Below are 17,360 nucleotides of genomic sequence, written 5' to 3'. Positions count from 1 at the left end.
AGGCAATGGTGATTTCATAATATGAGAAAGGAAAGAAAATGGAAGAGAAACGATTAGAGGCATTTGAAAAAATGCTCCTGGCAGTGCAGGAAAACTACAGGGACGTGAATCAGAAAATGGAAAGACTCAAAGGGGAAGGAAAGGTGAAATCTGCCACCTACAGGCAGCTTATGGGAAACAAAGTAATGTATCAGAATATGCTGTCTTTGTATAAAATCTATGATTTAATCGATGAGGCATAGAATAATCTATAAAAATATGCAGGAAAGAGTTTCCATAAAGGAAAATGTGTGATAAAATAGTTCGGTTATAAAATGATTTGAATTTAAAATAAAACAAATGGAGGAAAAACCAAATGAATCCACTTAAGAAAATGTATTGTCGAATATTTCAGGGAGCATTTAAACTGGCATTGCCAGTGTTGCCTTATCGGAGACCTAAAACCGTAAAGAGTGTTAAACTTCTGCCTGATGTGTTGAAAAAACGGGGCTGTGATCGGGTGCTCATCGTGACGGACGCCGGAATTATGCAGTTAGGACTTACCAAAAGGTTGGAAAAGGCTTTGACGGAAAATCAGATCGGCTATTCTATTTACGATAAGACGGTAGCGAATCCGACGACTGTAAATGTGGCGGAGGCATTGGAACTGTATGAGCAGGACGCGTGCAGTGCAATCATCGGTTTTGGGGGCGGCTCCAGTATGGACTGTGCGAAAGCAGTGGGCGCCCGGGTCGCTAAGCCGAAACAGTCCCTTGCAAAGATGAAGGGGATTTTGAAGGTACATAAGAGGATTCCGCTCTTGATTGCCATTCCGACTACGGCGGGAACGGGCAGCGAGACAACGTTGGCGGCAGTGATCACGGACGCCCAGACAAGGCATAAATACGCAATCAATGATTTCCCGCTGATTCCGCGTTATGCGGTGCTTGACCCGAAGGTGACTTTAAGCCTGCCGCCACATATTACGGCGACGACCGGAATGGACGCCCTGACTCATGCGGTGGAGGCATATATCGGGAATTCAACTACGCCCGGGACGAGAAAAGATGCGCTGATGGCAGTGAAATTGATATTTGAAAACCTGGATATCGCTTACAGCGATGGTGCAAATGTGGAAGCGAGAAGTAATATGCTAAAGGCCTCATACTATGCGGGCTGTGCATTTACGAAATCTTATGTGGGATATGTACATGCTGTTGCGCATTCTCTTGGCGGGGAATATAATGTACCTCATGGCCTGGCAAATGCGATTCTTCTCCCGTTTGTGCTGGAAGTTTATGGAGAAAAAATATATAAGAAATTAAAACAGCTTGCCGTTGCGGCAGGTATTGCAGATGCGGACACTCCGGAAGCACAGGCGGCAGAGGCTTTTATTGAAGAGATCAAAGCTATGAAAAAACGGTTTGGGATTGGAGATACGGTGCCGGAGATTCAGGAAGAGGATATTACCAAGCTGGCACATTACGCAGATAAGGAGGCCAATCCGCTCTACCCGGTTCCGGTGCTGATGGACGCCGGTGAGCTGGAGACATTTTACTATATGCTGCTTTCTGTTTAAGGGCGGTTATAGAACTGAAATTTGATAAATGTAGAAAGGACGGCGTCGAGCTATGAATAAGGCAGAAATCAGGCAGATCGTAGAGGACCAGAGAACGTATTTCCATTCTGGTGTGACTTTGGAGGTGGAGTTTCGGATCGAGGCTCTTAGGAAGCTGAAGGCCAGTATCCAAAGCCATGAAGAGGAGATTAATGAGGCGATTAAAAAAGACCTGGGGAAGAGCGCATTTGAGAGTTACATGTGTGAGACGGGGCTGGTGCAAAGTGAGATTACCTATATGCTAAAGCATATCAGAAAATTTGCAAAAGAGAAACGGGTCATGACGCCTCTTGCACAATTCCATTCCCGAAGTTATAAAAAGCCGTCCCCATATGGCGTCGTGCTGGTGATGAGTCCATGGAATTATCCGTTCCTTCTCACGATTGAGCCTTTGGTAGATGCGATTGCCGCAGGAAATACGGCGGTGTTAAAGCCCAGTGCCTACTCCCCGAACACCAGTGAGATCATGAGGACCATCATAGAGGAGTGTTTCCATAAAAAATATGTGGCGCTTGTCACAGGAGGCAGGGCGGAAAATACATGCCTTTTGGAAGAACATTTCGACTATATTTTCTTCACCGGAAGTCAGGCAGTGGGGCGGGAGGTCATGAAACAGGCATCGCGCCATCTGACGCCGGTGACGCTGGAGCTTGGAGGGAAGAGTCCGTGCATCGTGGAAAAAAGCGCAAATATTAAGCTGGCGGCAAGGCGGATCGTGTTCGGAAAATACCTGAACTGCGGACAGACCTGCGTGGCGCCGGATTACATTTATTGCGATAAGATGATCAAAGATCAGTTGATTGCCGAGATGAAGCGGCAGATCCGCAGACAGTTTGGAAAACAGCCGCTGGCGAACGGAAATTACGGAAAGATGATCAATGAGAAACATTTTGACAGAGTCTGCGGCCTGATGGACAGCAGAAAAGTAGTGTTCGGAGGAAAGACGGACGCTGCGGCTCTGAAAATCGAGCCCACGATTATGGATCACGTGACGTTTGAAGATGCAGTTATGCAGGAAGAGATTTTTGGGCCGGTGCTTCCGGTCCTGACTTATGAATCTATCGATGCGGCGATTGAGAAGATCAACTCCATGCAGCACCCGCTGGCGCTCTATTTGTTTACGAACGATAAGGAGATCGCAGACAAAGTGACTTCACGGTGCGGCTACGGCGGAGGCTGTATCAACGATACGATCATTCATCTGGCGACCAGTGAGATGGGATTTGGCGGTTTTGGAGAGAGCGGAATGGGGTCCTATCACGGAAAGGACGGATTTGATACCTTTACGCATTACAAGAGTATTGTGGATAAAAAGACCTGGCTGGATTTGCCGATGCGGTATCAGCCATATAGGAAGATTTATGGGAAGCTGGTTCATATGTTTTTGAAATAGGGTGAGATTAGCTGAGATGAAAGAAATGAGAATAGATTCTTTAGGAGCAGGTAGGAATGTGGTCCGTCGCTTTTAAAGAATCTATTTTGTGTTGTCGGGCATAAACACGGTATCTATGGAACAGCCAAGGTAACAGAAGCAATAAATATGGAACGTATCCCGAGAGAAAATTTGAGACATTACCTGGACATGTAGAGGGTAATATTGTATAATGGTAATAGATAATATTTTATCTATAATGATACGAATTTTGAAAAATAGATAATATATTATCTTAAATATATTGTCTGAAACATTAGAAGCAGAGTAAATCAGTGGTACCGGAAAGGGAATGGAAAGTCATGGAAGCATTGTTATGGGAAACACCGGAGGAAATGGATAAAAAACTGGCCGGACGAGTAAGATTGATTCGGAAGAGGAAAAATATTTCGCAGGAAAGGCTAAGCGTTCTTAGCGGAGTCAGCTATGGTTCCATCAAAAGATTTGAAACGACCGGGCAGATTTCCCTTCTTGCGCTCACCAGGATCGCAGTTGCACTTGATTGTGCACAGGAGATTCGGGGAATGTTTCAAAAAGTGCCATATAGGAGCATTGAGGAGGTCATAAATGAAAGCAAATAAACATTTACAGGTATGCTATAAAGATCGGCTGGTAGGTACGCTGGCTTTGACAACGGACCGGAAAGCCGCTTTTGCATATGATGCTGATTGGCTGGAAAATGGATTTTCAATCAGTCCATTTTCTATTCCTCTCAAAGCGCAGGTTTTTGTGCCGGAAAAAGACTATTTTGGCGGCTTGTTCGGAGTATTTGCAGACAGTCTTCCGGACGCCTGGGGAAATACCTTGGGTAAGATTACCCAGATAATACCTTGTCATAATCTATAAAATAGAATACAATAGGAAAGAGGACAGGCAGTTCTGCTGCTTGGCAATAGAATGTAAAAATAATAATCAGAGGTGACTAAGATGGAAAAATTGCAGATTACGGACGATATTCGATATGTTGGCGTTAATGATCATGAGATTGATTTGTTTGAAGGTCAGTATGTGGTACCAAACGGAATGGCGTACAATTCTTATGTGATTCTTGATGAAAAAATAGCGGTCATGGATACGGTAGATATCCGTTTTACGCATGAGTGGCTGGATAATTTGAGTGAGGTTTTAGGAGACAGAAAGCCGGATTATCTGATCGTACAGCATATGGAGCCGGATCATGCCGCAAATATTCAAAATTTTATGAATGTGTATCCGGATACCACGATCGTGGCAAATACAAAATGTTTCGGGATTATGGACCAGTTCTTTGATCTGGACGCCTCTGTGAAACGTCTGACGGTGGCAGAAGGAGATACCCTGGTATTAGGAAAGCATACCCTGGCTTTCGTATTTGCCCCGATGGTTCATTGGCCGGAAGTTATGGTTACTTACGATACGACGGATAAGGTGCTCTTTTCTGCCGATGGCTTCGGAAAGTTCGGAGCCAATGACGTGGAGGAAGACTGGGCTTGTGAGGCACGCAGGTATTATATCGGAATTGTTGGAAAATACGGCGCGCAGGTGCAGAACCTTCTTAAGAAAGCGGGAGGACTGGATATCCAGGTCATTTGCCCGCTTCATGGTCCGGTCCTTAACGAGAACCTGGGATATTATTTGAACCTTTATGATATCTGGTCATCTTATCGTGTGGAAAGTGATGGAATCGTGATCGCCTATACTTCCGTATATGGCAATACGAAGAAGGCAGTGGAGCTTTTGGCGTCCAAACTGAGGGACAAGGGCTGCCCGAAGGTATCCGTCTTTGATCTTGCGCGCGATGATATGGCTGAGGCGGTGGAAGATGCGTTCCGCTATGGGAAATTGGTACTTGCCACTACGACCTACAATGCAGAGATTTTCCCGTTCATGCATACTTTTATCACACATTTGACGGAACGTAATTTCCAGAATCGTACCGTTGCATTTATCCAGAACGGAAGCTGGGCGCCGCTTGCGACCAGAGTGATGAAGAAATTATTGGAGAGCTCCAAGAATCTGACGTATGCGGAAACGGAAGTGACGATTAAGTCCGCGCTCAAGGAAGATTCCAAGGAGGCCATTGAGAAGCTGGCAGAGGAGCTTTGTCGTGATTACATCGCGCAGTCGCCGGAAAAAGCAAATAAAAATGACATGACGGCGCTTTTCAGAATCGGATATGGATTATATGTGGTGACCTGCAATGATGGCAAGAAGGATAACGGCCTGATCGTAAATACGGTGACTCAGCTCACGGATAATCCGAACCGGGTGGCAGTCAACATCAATAAACAGAATTATTCCCACCATGTGATCAAACAGACCGGGAAGCTGAATGTCAATTGTCTGTCAGTGGAGGCTCCGTTCTCCGTATTCCAGCATTTTGGATTCCAGAGCGGACGCACTGTGGACAAGTTCGCAGATTATGATGCGCTGTATTCAGATAATGGCCTTCCGTTCCTGTCACGCTACATCAATGCATTTATGTCATTGGAAGTAGAGTCTTATGTGGATCTGGGAACGCACGGTATGTTTATCTGTACGGTGTCCGAGGCGAGGGTAATGTCTGATAAGGAGACGATGACCTACACGTATTATCAGAAAAATGTGAAGCCGAAACCGCAGACGGAAGGGAAGAAAGGATTTGTCTGCACGGTCTGCGGATATATTTATGAGGGAGATACGCTTCCTGATGATATCATCTGCCCGCTCTGTAAACATGGAGCCACGGATTTTGAACCGATTGGTTAGAGGTTGGAATAAGATGAAGATTGGCGGGGAATCATGTTTTTGATCGATAGTTCTCGCTGGTGGATAGAATTCCTCTGTTTACAGATACTATTTCCAGGAATGGGGAGGGTGGTAAACAGAGGAATTTTTTATATCACTTATGTGAAAATGAGATATCAAGATATGAAAGAAATTAGTGAACTTTTCTTAAATAAAACATAACTATTTACAATAAAACATAATGATGTTATATTATAAAAGAGGTGAGAATTATGAGAAATATTTTGAATTATCTAAAAGATGCAATAGATGAAAAGGCATCGCTTGAACGTTGGAATGCGAAGAAATATCTTAATTTGCAGTTGGCTGGTAACTATGAATATTATTTGGTGACTATTTTTGCTGAAGCATTTCTTTTAATTAAGCCAATTGAAATGCAGTCCATTCAAAGGCTCAGGATTCATATCCTCAGAATTCAGGAAAAAGTAAAATATGATGTGGCTGTATTAATTGAAGAAGCTACGCCTTATACTGTCAAAAAGATGTTGGAAGAAAGAATTGCATTTATAACGGTAGATCGACAATTATATCTGCCCTTTTTAGCATTGCATATAAGAAAAATACAGAAGAAAAAAATGGAAAATGAGATACGGGAAAAATTTACGGCATCTACACAGATGATTTTTTTGGCATTGTTATATTCCGAAGAAGCGCAGTTCGGAGCAGAGGAGCTTGCAAAGAAGTTGAACGTTTCCACAATGACAGTGTTAAGAGCGTTTGATGAATTGAAGAGGATCGGTGTTGTTAATTACGAAATTGGAGGACAGACCGGAAGAAAAAAGATAATTCGACCTATTGAGAAAAAAGAATACTATCGTATTGGAAAGGATTATTTGATTAACCCTGTGAAGAGAAGTGTCAATGTAAGTCATATTCCTGAAAACTTGAAAGCTTATAAATGTGGATTAACGGCGTTAGGTGAGCAAACGATGTTGGCTGAGCCAACACGTGAAAAATATGCGGTTTATGGAAATGTTAAAGAAGTTTTAAACTATCAGAGAACGAGAGCAGAGGCATTAAGTGAAGATTTGCCAGAAGTGCAAATTATGCAATATGATATCAGTAAACTAACAGAGAACCAATATGTGGACCCAATTACAATGATTTTAAGTTTGGGGCAAATTGATGAGAGAGTTGAGATTGCAGTAGATGAATTTATGGAGGGAACTGAATGGTACGAGGCATAGATAAGTTCAAAGAATATTTTGAAGATTACGCAGGACAGTACGTGTTTATTGGAGGGGCGGCATGTGATATTCTTCTTGGAAATATGGGGGTGGATTTTAGATCAACAAAGGATCTGGATATAGTACTTCTTATAGAAGCCTTGAATGGCGATTTTGTTAATACGTTCATTTGTTTTATAGAATCAGGAGGATATGAACATATTGATAAAGGAACTGGAGAAAATCAGTTTTTTCGGTTTTCTAAACCAAGAGATATAACCTTTCCGCATATGATTGAATTGTTTAGTAAAAAGCCGGATTATATTGAAAGTATCATGAGCCGATTAAGTCCAATACATATTAGTGATGATGTTATGAGTTTATCAGCGATACTATTAGATGAAGCTTACTATAATTTGCTTAGAACAGGAGTGACGGTTGTTGACAAAATTTCTGTTTTAAATCTGGAGTATATCATATTGTTTAAGATGAAGGCCTGGCTTGATTTAATTGAAAGAAAAAATTGCGGAGAGAAAATTGATAGTAAGGATATTAAAAAGCATAAGAATGATGTGTTTCGATTAGCAGTAAACCTTGAGAATGATGCAAGGGTATCTATTTCTGGACAGGTTAAGAAAGATGCAGAGAAATTCATGCAGAGGGCCAAAGTAAATCCTTTAGATTTGAAAAATTTAGGCATAAGAAATATTTTGTATGAGGAGTTGGTGAAAGTTTTAGAAGAATGCTATGGTATCGAATAATATGTAAAAGCAGAAAGTGTTGGTGGAAGAATTCATAGTTAGCGAATAAAATTTCCTCCATTTACAGATACTACTCCCAGAAATGGAAAGTAAAGTAAACGGAGGAATTTATATATGAAGGCAACAGGAATTGTACGTAGAATAGATGATCTGGGAAGGGTCGTCGTCCCCAAAGAGATCCGTCGGACTTTGCGGATTCGGGAGGGCGATCCACTTGAAATCTTTACAGACCGCGAGGGTGAGATCATTTTAAAGAAATACTCGCCGATCGGGGAAATGGGGACCTTTGCGCGGCAGTATGCGGAGAGTATGGCGCAGACGTTGGGCTATCTGGTCTGTGTGACCGATACGGACCAGATCATCGCGGCGGCAGGGCCGGGGAAGAAGGATTTCCAGGAGAAGGCGATTACGAAGCAGCTCGGAGAAGTGATTCTCAGAAGAGAGCAGTTTCAGGCGGGAGCTGATGACAAGAAGTTCACCAGGGTGACGGCGGAACAGCCGGCGGAGTTTGACTGTCAGGTCGTAAGCCCGATCATCTGTGAGGGTGACGCCATCGGGGCCGTGGTGATCCTGGCAAAGGAAGGGAAGAAGAAAATGGGGGACACGGAGCAGAAGCTCGCCACGTGTGCGGCAGGATTTCTGGGAAGACAAATGGAGCAGTAAGCCCGGGGAGTCTGCGGATTAGGAAGGGCCAGGGTGCTCCTTCATGTAATCCAAAAAGGCGGCGGCTCCGGAGGAGAGATATCCGTTCTTGTTGTGGATCACACAGATGTCCGAGGTCAGGGCCGGATTGCTGATGTGTTTGATCAGAAGATCCTCACTTGCAAGAAGGGCGGCTGCCGAGGCGGGAAGGATCGCCACGCCGCTTTTGGCGTCAGCCCAGGAAACGCAGGTCCTCGCGTCGTCGTTTATACAGAAGAAGGAAGGCTTAAGATGCAGAAGGTCAAAATGCTGATTCAGAACATTGGCCCAGCGGCGGTAAAGGATCAGCGGTTTGTCAGCGAGAGCAGAAAGCGGCAGGGTGTCCGCTTTCTGCTCTTTGGGCGTAAAGAAGGAAACATGTCCGGCAGCAAGGATCGGTTCGCTCAGCAAGGTATGCTTGATCAGATTTTCGGACTGAAAAGGAGTCCGCACGATGGCAAAATCCAGGAGGTTGGCGCCAAGCTGCTCCAGAAGCTGATAGGTGTTGGCCTCAAAAAGCTCGAAATGCATATGCGGGTAGTTTTGGTGAAAGGGAAGCGCCCAGTTCTTCAGCAGCAGATCGCCCACGGAGGAGACGATACCAATCCGCAGAGTTCCCGCCTTGCCGTCACGGTGATCCTGAAGCTCGCGAACGGTCAGGTCGGAGAGCCGAAGGATCGTCTGTGCCCGCTCGTAGAGCAGCCGGCCCGCCTCGGTCAGTTCGATCCTGCGGGAACCGCGGTTGAAGAGCCGGCAGCCAATCTCCGCCTCAAGCAGCTTCATCTGCGCGCTTAAGGGCGGCTGGGAAAGGTGCAGCTTTCTGGCGGCGGCAGATATGGTGCCTTCCTCGGCAATCGTAAGAAAGTATTCCATTTGTTTTAAATCCATGATGAACCTCCCTATAAACCATATGAAAAAAATATAGCTTATATACAAAAGTAAGTATTTTTATATGCTTTATCCTATGATAAGATAAAACAGGAGATTTTGCAACAGAGAAAAGGAATGAGGAGATATCATTATGAAATCATTACTGGTATACCTGAAACATTACAAAAAGGAGACCATTCTTGCCCCATTGTTCAAGCTGCTGGAAGCGTCGTTTGAGCTGCTGGTGCCGCTCGTGATGGCGGCGGTCATTGATACGGGAATTGCAGGTAATGACAAGCCGTATATTGTGCGAATGTGTCTGGTGCTGATCACGCTGGGAATCATCGGCCTCATCTGTTCGATCACGGCGCAGTTCTTTGCGGCGAAAGCGGCGACCGGATTTTCCACGGAGCTGAGGTACGCACTGTTTGAGCATATCCAGAGTTTTACTTTTACGGAGATGGATACGCTGGGAACTTCGACGCTGATTACCCGCATGACCAGTGACGTGAATCAGGTGCAGTCGGGAGTCAATCTGGTTCTGCGGCTGTTCCTGCGCTCACCTTTTATCGTGTTTGGCGCGATGATCATGGCGTTTACGGTGGATTTTGAGGGGGCGCTGGTGTTCGTGGTCACGATTCCGCTGCTTTCAGTGGTGGTATTTGGGGTCATGCTGATCACGATGCCGCTTTACCGGAAGGTGCAGGCGAACCTGGACCGGGTGCTTTTGGTGACGCGAGAGAATCTGACCGGCGCCAGAGTGATACGGGCGTTTAATAAGGAAGAAGAGGAAAGAGAACGGTTCGAGGAGAGCAACCAGATCCTGACCGATGCACAGAAATTTGTGGGACGTATCTCGGGGCTGATGAATCCGCTTACCTATATGATTGTAAATGGTGCGACGATCGTTCTGATCTATGTCGGGGCAGTGCGGGTGGATATCGGTGTGCTGACCCAGGGAGAGGTGGTCGCGCTTTTAAACTATATGTCCCAGATCCTGGTGGAATTGGTGAAGCTGGCGAATCTGATCATCACGGTAACCAAGGCAATCGCCTGTGGAAACCGTATTCAGGCTGTATTGGAAGAAAAGCCGGACATGCAGGGCGGAACGTGTGGCTGGCCGGCAGAAGGCGCCGACAAAACGGAGAATGATGAAAGGTTTGTAGAACCGGAAAGTAGTAGTTTCAGCCTGGACGATGGAATCCCGGTGGTAGAATTCGATCATGTATCCCTTACCTATAAAGGTGCGGGCGGGGAATCCTTAAGTGATATTTCGTTCAAGGCCTTAAAGGGACAGACCATCGGAATCATCGGCGGTACCGGTTCTGGAAAGTCATCTGTGGTGAATCTGATTCCCAGATTCTACGACGCGACCGCCGGAGAGGTGCGGATCGCAGGGCGAAATATCAAAGAGTACCGGACCGATGTGCTTCGGGAGAAAATCGGCGTGGTACTTCAGAAGGCAGTCCTGTTCAAAGGAAGCATTGCAGAGAATCTGCGCTGGGGCAAGGAAGATGCGACCGAGGCGGAGATGGAGGAGGCTCTGCTTATCTCTCAGGCGAAAGAATTCGTGGATACGAAGGAAGGCCGGCTGGATTTTAAGATTGAGCAGGGCGGAAGAAATCTTTCCGGAGGGCAGAAACAGAGGCTGACGATCGCCAGGGCGCTGGTGAAAAAGCCGGAGATCCTGATCCTGGACGACAGTGCGTCCGCGCTTGATTTTGCGACGGATGCGAGGCTGAGAAAAGCGATCCGGGAAATGGAGAGCCGTCCGACCGTTTTCATTGTATCTCAGCGGGCGTCTTCTATCCAGTACGCAGATCAGATTCTGGTGCTTGACGACGGAGAATTGGCGGGAATCGGAACGCATGATACGCTTCTTGAGACCTGCCCGATCTATCAGGAGATTTATTATTCCCAGTTCCCAAAGGAGGCGGCAGAAAATGGCAGATAAGAACAGAACAAAACAGTCGGAGATTTTGAAGAAGGTATTTCGCCGTCTGGGAAGATACCGGATCTTTCTGGTATTTTCCATTTTGCTTGCGACGGTGACGGTGGCGCTGACCTTATACGTGCCGAAGCTGACAGGTAAAGCGGTGGATTACATTGTGGAGAGGGGCCTTGTGGATTTTTCGGGAGTGGTACGGATCATGATCCAGATCGGAATCTGCACACTGATCACGGCTTTTGCACAGTGGCTTATGAATGTGTGCAACAATAAAATGACCTTTCAGGTAGTGCGGGATATCCGGAATGAGGCATTTCAGAAAATCGAGATACTTCCGCTAAAATATATTGACGGCCACCCTTATGGAGAGGTGGTGAGCCGGGTCATCGCGGACGTGGATCAGTTTGCCGACGGACTTTTGATGGGATTTACCCAGCTTTTTACCGGGGTGGCGACGATCATAGGAACCTTTGGGTTCATGCTTTCGGTCAATGTCAGGATCACGTTCGTGGTGGTGCTCATCACTCCGGTATCCTTCCTGGTGGCGAATTTCATCGCAAAACGGACATTTTCCATGTTTAAGCTCCAGTCGGAGACCCGCGGGGAGCAGACAGGTCTGATTGATGAAATGATCGGAAACCAGAAGGTGGTACAGGCGTTTGGAAGAGGAGAGGACGTTTTGGAGCGGTTCGATGAGATTAACGGACGTTTGCAGAAATGTTCTCTGAAAGCGATCTTTTTCTCTTCCATTACCAATCCGGCGACCAGGTTCGTCAACAGTCTGGTCTACACGGGCGTGGGGATCACCGGTGCGTTTGCGGTGGTGAACGGTTCGCTCAGCGTCGGACAGTTGTCCTGTTTTTTGAGCTATGCAAATCAGTATACCAAACCATTCAACGAGATTTCCGGCGTCATAACAGAGTTACAAAATGCGATCGCCTGCGCGCAGCGTATCTTTGACCTGATCGAGGAGGAGCCGCAGGTGCCGGAGAAGGAGCGCGCGGTGGTGCTTAAAAATATCAAGGGCAATGTGAAGCTGTCCGATGTGTCATTTTCCTATGTACCACAGCAGAGGCTGATCGAGAATTTCAGCCTTGACGTAAGGCCGGGGCAGAGGGTCGCCATCGTGGGACCGACGGGCTGTGGAAAGACGACGCTCATTAACCTGCTGATGCGCTTCTACGATGTATGTGGCGGAAGTATTCAGGTGGAGGATCTGGATATTCGTGAGGTAACCCGCCATAGCCTCAGAGCCGGCTATGGAATGGTGCTGCAGGAAACATGGCTGAAGACCGGAACGATTCGGGATAATATTATCATGGGAAGACCGGACGCGACGGAGGAAGAGATGATCGAGGCGGCAAAGGCGTCTCACGCCCACAGCTTTATTAAGAGATTATCCAAAGGGTACGATACCTGGATTACGGAAGATGGAGGCGGTCTTTCCCAGGGACAGAAGCAGCTTCTGTGTATTGCCAGAGTCATGCTCTGCCGTCCGCCGATGCTGATTCTGGACGAGGCGACGTCCTCCATCGATACCCGTACAGAGGTGAAGATCCAGAAAGCATTTGCAAGCCTCATGGAGGGGCGTACCAGCTTTATCGTGGCACACCGTTTGTCCACGATCCGCGAGGCAGATGTGATTCTGGTCATGAAGGACGGAAAGATCATCGAGCAGGGGAATCACGAAACGCTGTTAAGGAAGGGCGGATTTTATAAGGAATTGTACCAGAGCCAGTTCGCGCTAAGTTAAGTATAAGATAGGGTATACGGGGGAATCTTGGTATATTTATTTGGCGGACGCTGTACTGGTAAAATGTTACAATTAAGATCGTGATAAAAGGAAGAGTGTAAATTCTCTGAAATAAAAAAATGGTACTTTCAGGCATTAAGGCTGGAAGTGCCATTTTTTAATTTATGATTGAGATATTCAAATCTGGTATCCCAAAAATTCCCAATGCTTATTATGGAAAATAGACATACTTGTATACCAAAGAAATGCAAAAATAAAATATATTTATAAATAAAAGAAATATATTGACGATATCAATGCTAAGTGGTATACTAGATTTTGTAAAACAATCAATAAAAACTCTGTTATGCGCAAAAATGAGAAGAAAAAAAGAAATTATGGTATACCAGATAATAGGAGGATTTTTATGGGAGGAATGAATCTTACGTTGGAACTTATCCACATCAAGGATATCAGATTTGGCGAAGTAACGCAGGTAAAGGAGCATGTTCTGGAAATCAATAAGAAAGAATTGATTGACTATTTACAGGATGACAGGCTGACATCAATCGATATAGAGCTTGCCAGACCGGGAGAGTCGGTTCGCATTATACCGGTAAAAGATGTAATCGAGCCGAGAGTCAAAATCGATGAAGAGGGAAATGCATTTCCGGGATTTCTGGGAGAGTGCGAAGGAACCGGGGACGGTCGGACAAAAGTATTGAAAGGGGTCGGAGTAGTTACAACGGGGAAGATCGTTGGATTCCAGGAAGGAATCATCGACATGACAGGTCCGGCAGCCGAGCACTGTTATTATTCTGTTTTGAATAATGTTGTGATCGTGGCTGAAAAGAAGGAGGGAGTAGCGCCTGCCGAGCATGAGACCGCGATTCGTCTGGCAGGGATCAAAGCCGCAAAATATTTGGCCTCCTGTGCGAAAAATGTGGCCGCTGACGAAGAGGAGGTCTATCATTTGGAAAAACCTGACAAGCCTCTGCCGAAGGTCGCAATCCTGTTTTTGGCGATGGCACAGGGACTTCTCCACGACAATTATGTTTATGGAGTAGATGCAAAGAAGATTCACACGACGCTGCTTCATCCGAATGAATTGATGGATGGAGCGCTCGTAAGCGGAAACTGCGTGGTTGCGTCGAACAAGTACACCACTTATGATCATCAGAATAACCCATTAGTCAAGGAACTGTATAAAAGACATGGGAAGGATCTGGAATTTGCCGGAATCATATTTACCCCTTCCTGTCCGGGACTTGCAGATAAGAAAAGATGCTGTACCGGTGCGATTAACATTGCAAGGACATTGGGGCTCGACGGGCTTCTCCTCCCGGAAGAGGGCGGCGGGAATCCGGAGGCGGACCTCATGATGCTCTGCCGGAACGCAGAAAAAAATGGAATCCGCACAGTCATGATAGTAGGTGCCATCGGGGAGGAAGAAGCCATCACGGATTCAACTCCGGAAGCGGATGCGGTCGTCAATGTGGGAAGCAGAATTGAAAAAATGCTGCTGCCTAAAATGGATCGGATCATCGGCCATGAGGAGCAGATTAAGATTCTTGCCGGAGGCTCAGAGGAGAGTATCCGTCCCGATGGAAGTTTATATGTAACGGTTTCCAGCATTATGAGTATGCATAACGGAATGGGTATGACAAAATTGACATCAAAGGTATATTAATGGGAGGTGTACAGAATGCGGATTGTTCATTATATTAATCAGTTCTTCGGGCAGATCGGGGGCGAGGAAGCGGCCGGTCACCCATTAGAAGTAAGAAGCGGCAGCGTGGGCCCCGGAAACGGATTGCAAAAGGAATTGGGGGATGCGGCCCAAATTGTTGCGACGATCATCTGCGGCGACAATTATTACGTTGAACATGCAGAAGCGGCAGAACAGGTTAAAGAAATTCTAAAAGAGTATCAGGCCGATTTGCTTGTCGCAGGTCCGGCATTTTTGGCAGGACGCTATGGCGTCTCTTGCGGAGAAGTTTGCAAAAGCGCATATGAGATGGGAGTGGAAGCCGTCAGCTCCATGAACGAAGATAATCCGGGCGTGCTGATGTACAGAAGATATGCTTACATATTGCCGTGTGGAGACTCTGCAAGATACATGACGAAAACCATCAAAAGAATGGCCGAATTTATTAAGAGGATCGCGGCTGGGGAGATCATCGACGAGCCGGAGAAAGACGGATATATCCAGCGGGGAATTCGTAAAGTCTTCATGTCGGACAAGACAGGCGCCCAGCGTGGCGTGGATATGCTCATGGACAAGATCGGCGGGAGACCATATAAGACAGAACTCCCAATGCCGGTATTTGAAAAGGTGCTGCCAAGTCCCGCGATCCGGGATATTAAGAATGCCACGATTGCATTTGTCACGACGGGCGGACTGGTGCCGAAGGGAAATCCTAACCACTTAGAGGCATCGGCGGCGATGAAATACGTGAGTCACAGCTTTGACGAGTACGGGGGATTCGATCTTTCCTGTTCGGAAACCGTGCATGGAGGATACGATCCTGTGTATGTCAATGAGGACGGAAGGCGTGTACTGCCGTCGGACGTACTAAAAGAGATGGAAAATGCAGGGGAAATAGGACATCTGTATGACAAAGTCTTCGTCACCACCGGAACTGCGATGCCGACGACGAGGGCGACAGAATTTGGAAAATCCATAGCGGAAGAACTTGCGGAGGACAAGGTAGACGGTGTGATCCTGACCTCTACATGAGGTACCTGTACACGTTGCGGCGCAACGATCGTAAAACAGTTGGAAGCACAAGGTATTCCGGCAGTCCATATTTGTACAGTTACCCCGATCTCCAAGTCGGTCGGAGCAAACAGAATTGTTCCGGGCATATCCATACCACATGTGACGGGGAATCCGAATGTTACTCCCGGGGAAGAGAAGGAGGTCAGAAGAAAACTGGTACAAACGGCGTTAAAGGCTTTACAGACGGACATTGATGATCAGACGATTTTTAATGTATTATAGAAGGAGGAAGGAAGATGGGGGAAAGAAAAGAAAAAAGAGATATTAGTTTTTTGGAAGCATTAATTTTGGTTGCTATATTTGTTGTCATATTTGTCCTGGCCAGCGGGCGGTTCCCGACAGGGATGGCGATTCTGCTATGTGCAATGGTATCGGCGGCGTACGGAGTTATTGTACTGAAAATAGAGTGGGATAAAATTTACAAAAATATCCTTGCGATGTTTTCCAAAGGAATGTCGGCTGTCATCATTCTGCTGATGGTCGGCCTGATCAGCGCATCATGGCTTGCGAGTGGCACGATTCCGGCGCTGGTGATCATGGGACTTAAAACATTGACGCCAGGCACTTTCCTTGTTGCGGCGTTTATTGCCTGCGCGGTTGTATCCATAGCTACGGGTTCTTCATGGACGACCTGTGCGACCGTGGGCGTAGCGCTTATGGGAGTGGCCAATGGAATCGGAGTGCCTGTTGGTATTGCAGGAGGCGCGATCGTCAGCGGCTGCTGGATCGGGGATAAATGGAGTCCGTTATCAGACACCACGAATCTGGGAGCAGCCATGACCGGCGAAGATGTGATCGACGTCTGGAAAAAGATGCTGCCCACAAGTGGAATCGGTGGCGTGGCTGCGGCAGTGATCTTTGCAGTCATGGGCCTTAGATATGCCGGAAGCGGGATGGACAAAGAAAAAATCCAGTTCCTGGTTGACGGAATCAGCAGTCAGTATAAGATTAATCTCGTTTTACTCTTGATACCGATCATCGTGGTGGTCGTACTGGCGGCTAAAAAGAAGCCGGTTCTGCCGGTGTTGGTATTAGGAGTCGTACTGGCGCTCGGTATTGCAGTGTTCTACCAGGGCAAAGATCCGGGACAGATGTTGAATGCGCTCTATAATGGATATGTTACGGATACAGGGGTAGCCGAGATCGATAAGCTCCTTACCGGAGGCGGAATGCTCGATATGATGGGAATCATGCTGATTATATTCTGTGCATTTATTTTGGCCGGTACTTTGGAGTCCGTCGGCGTCATGAACGCTTTGATTTCAAAAATGGGTAAAATTACCGGAAACAGAGGAACCCTTGTCTTATCTTCCTATATTTCGGCAGTTCTCTGCACATACTTAGGGGGAACCGCTTATACAGGAATTGTTTTAAATACGGGAATGTTTGAAAAACCATACGAAGATGCGGGTATGGATAAGCTGACGATGGTGAGAAGCTTACTGGAAGGTTCCGGTCATACAAACGCGCTGGTTCCGTGGTGTGGAAGTCATGTTTTGATTGTTTCGACACTGGGAATTACGTTCCGGGATTTCCTGCCGTTTTACTATTCCTTCTGGATTTCTTCCATTTTGTTGATCATATATGGATTTACAGGGTGGTTTATGCAGAAAAAATCTTAGAGA

At 46.5% G+C, this 17,360-nt stretch carries 14 protein-coding genes and 1 pseudogene; 14 read left to right on the top strand and 1 reads right to left on the bottom strand.

What is annotated here, in order from left to right; genetic code table 11:
* Positions 1-38: 38 nt before the first annotated feature.
* The 9 genes and pseudogenes from ABXS75_13925 to spoVT all read left to right on the top strand — a co-directional run bounded on the left by ABXS75_13925 (position 39) and on the right by spoVT (position 8,385).
* Positions 39-242: a hypothetical protein gene (locus tag ABXS75_13925; GenBank protein XCP84158.1), complete on the top strand. Its 204-nt coding sequence runs from the start codon at positions 39-41 to the stop codon at positions 240-242.
* A 113-nt stretch (positions 243-355) separates the two neighbouring features.
* Positions 356-1,558, top strand: coding sequence for an iron-containing alcohol dehydrogenase (locus tag ABXS75_13920; GenBank protein ID XCP84157.1), 1,203 nt, complete (start codon positions 356-358; stop codon positions 1,556-1,558).
* 52 nt (positions 1,559-1,610) lie between these two features.
* Positions 1,611-2,990 (top strand): aldehyde dehydrogenase, encoded by a 1,380-nt coding sequence (locus ABXS75_13915; protein ID XCP84156.1) that lies wholly within the window; start codon positions 1,611-1,613, stop codon positions 2,988-2,990.
* A 341-nt stretch (positions 2,991-3,331) separates the two neighbouring features.
* On the top strand, positions 3,332-3,610 hold the full coding sequence (locus ABXS75_13910) for a helix-turn-helix domain-containing protein (GenBank protein XCP84155.1): 279 nt from the start codon (positions 3,332-3,334) through the stop codon (positions 3,608-3,610).
* A pseudogene (locus ABXS75_13905) lies at positions 3,597-3,836 on the top strand (HipA N-terminal domain-containing protein). The gene ABXS75_13910 and the pseudogene ABXS75_13905 overlap by 14 nt, the downstream one beginning before the upstream one ends.
* A 129-nt stretch (positions 3,837-3,965) precedes the next feature.
* Positions 3,966-5,756 (top strand): flavin reductase, encoded by a 1,791-nt coding sequence (locus ABXS75_13900; GenBank protein XCP87157.1) that lies wholly within the window; start codon positions 3,966-3,968, stop codon positions 5,754-5,756.
* Between the two features lie 251 nt (positions 5,757-6,007).
* Positions 6,008-6,982, top strand: a complete 975-nt coding sequence (locus ABXS75_13895; GenBank protein ID XCP84154.1) for an HTH domain-containing protein — start codon at positions 6,008-6,010, stop codon at positions 6,980-6,982.
* Complete coding sequence (locus ABXS75_13890; GenBank protein ID XCP84153.1) at positions 6,967-7,722, top strand: hypothetical protein; 756 nt, start codon at positions 6,967-6,969, stop codon at positions 7,720-7,722. Before ABXS75_13895 ends, ABXS75_13890 begins: the two co-directional genes overlap by 16 nt.
* 114 nt (positions 7,723-7,836) lie before the next feature.
* The gene (spoVT, locus tag ABXS75_13885; protein XCP84152.1) at positions 7,837-8,385 is read left to right on the top strand and encodes a stage V sporulation protein T; all 549 of its coding nucleotides are present in this window, start codon (positions 7,837-7,839) and stop codon (positions 8,383-8,385) included.
* Positions 8,386-8,403: 18 nt separating this feature from the next.
* Here the strand turns inward: spoVT and ABXS75_13880 are convergent, their stop codons facing one another.
* Positions 8,404-9,291 carry a LysR family transcriptional regulator gene (locus ABXS75_13880; GenBank protein XCP84151.1) on the bottom strand — a complete coding sequence of 296 codons (888 nt, stop codon included), beginning with the start codon at positions 9,289-9,291 and terminating at the stop codon, positions 8,404-8,406.
* Between the two features lie 133 nt (positions 9,292-9,424).
* On the opposite strand from ABXS75_13880, the gene ABXS75_13875 reads away from it, so the two are divergent.
* From ABXS75_13875 to ABXS75_13855, 5 genes are all read left to right on the top strand, one after another.
* Complete coding sequence (locus ABXS75_13875) at positions 9,425-11,227, top strand: ABC transporter ATP-binding protein (protein XCP84150.1); 1,803 nt, start codon at positions 9,425-9,427, stop codon at positions 11,225-11,227.
* Positions 11,217-12,974, top strand: coding sequence for an ABC transporter ATP-binding protein (locus ABXS75_13870; GenBank protein XCP84149.1), 1,758 nt, complete (start codon positions 11,217-11,219; stop codon positions 12,972-12,974). The genes ABXS75_13875 and ABXS75_13870 overlap by 11 nt, the downstream gene beginning before the upstream one ends.
* A 406-nt stretch (positions 12,975-13,380) precedes the next feature.
* The gene (locus ABXS75_13865) at positions 13,381-14,643 is read left to right on the top strand and encodes a glycine/sarcosine/betaine reductase component B subunit (protein XCP84148.1); all 1,263 of its coding nucleotides are present in this window, start codon (positions 13,381-13,383) and stop codon (positions 14,641-14,643) included.
* 6 nt (positions 14,644-14,649) lie between these two features.
* A complete protein-coding gene (locus ABXS75_13860) occupies positions 14,650-15,957 on the top strand; it encodes a glycine/betaine/sarcosine/D-proline family reductase selenoprotein B (GenBank protein ID XCP84147.1) in 1,308 nt (435 codons plus the stop codon).
* A gap of 14 nt (positions 15,958-15,971) precedes the next feature.
* Complete coding sequence (locus tag ABXS75_13855; GenBank protein ID XCP84146.1) at positions 15,972-17,357, top strand: Na+/H+ antiporter NhaC family protein; 1,386 nt, start codon at positions 15,972-15,974, stop codon at positions 17,355-17,357.
* The last annotated feature ends 3 nt before the right edge of the window (positions 17,358-17,360 follow it).

The sequence above is a fragment of the Roseburia hominis genome (assembly GCA_040702975.1).
Taxonomy (GTDB): Bacteria; Bacillota; Clostridia; order Lachnospirales; family Lachnospiraceae; genus Allocoprococcus; species Allocoprococcus hominis_A.
The sequence above is the reverse complement of the archived record's forward strand: the minus strand, read 5'-3'. Positions and strand labels throughout refer to the sequence as shown.

What these genes read in the sequence shown, in the direction of transcription:
- ABXS75_13925 (XCP84158.1), top strand. Translation starts at nt 39, where the DNA reads ATGGAAGAGAAACGATTAGAGGCATTTGAAAAAATGCTCCTGGCAGTG.
- ABXS75_13895 (XCP84154.1), top strand. Translation starts at nt 6,008, where the DNA reads ATGAGAAATATTTTGAATTATCTAAAAGATGCAATAGATGAAAAGGCA.
- ABXS75_13855 (XCP84146.1), top strand. Translation starts at nt 15,972, where the DNA reads ATGGGGGAAAGAAAAGAAAAAAGAGATATTAGTTTTTTGGAAGCATTA.
- ABXS75_13865 (XCP84148.1), top strand. Translation starts at nt 13,381, where the DNA reads ATGGGAGGAATGAATCTTACGTTGGAACTTATCCACATCAAGGATATC.
- spoVT (XCP84152.1), top strand. Translation starts at nt 7,837, where the DNA reads ATGAAGGCAACAGGAATTGTACGTAGAATAGATGATCTGGGAAGGGTC.
- ABXS75_13915 (XCP84156.1), top strand. Translation starts at nt 1,611, where the DNA reads ATGAATAAGGCAGAAATCAGGCAGATCGTAGAGGACCAGAGAACGTAT.
- ABXS75_13910 (XCP84155.1), top strand. Translation starts at nt 3,332, where the DNA reads ATGGAAGCATTGTTATGGGAAACACCGGAGGAAATGGATAAAAAACTG.
- ABXS75_13870 (XCP84149.1), top strand. Translation starts at nt 11,217, where the DNA reads ATGGCAGATAAGAACAGAACAAAACAGTCGGAGATTTTGAAGAAGGTA.
- ABXS75_13920 (XCP84157.1), top strand. Translation starts at nt 356, where the DNA reads ATGAATCCACTTAAGAAAATGTATTGTCGAATATTTCAGGGAGCATTT.
- ABXS75_13880 (XCP84151.1), bottom strand. Translation starts at nt 9,291, where the DNA reads ATGGATTTAAAACAAATGGAATACTTTCTTACGATTGCCGAGGAAGGC.
- ABXS75_13875 (XCP84150.1), top strand. Translation starts at nt 9,425, where the DNA reads ATGAAATCATTACTGGTATACCTGAAACATTACAAAAAGGAGACCATT.
- ABXS75_13890 (XCP84153.1), top strand. Translation starts at nt 6,967, where the DNA reads ATGGTACGAGGCATAGATAAGTTCAAAGAATATTTTGAAGATTACGCA.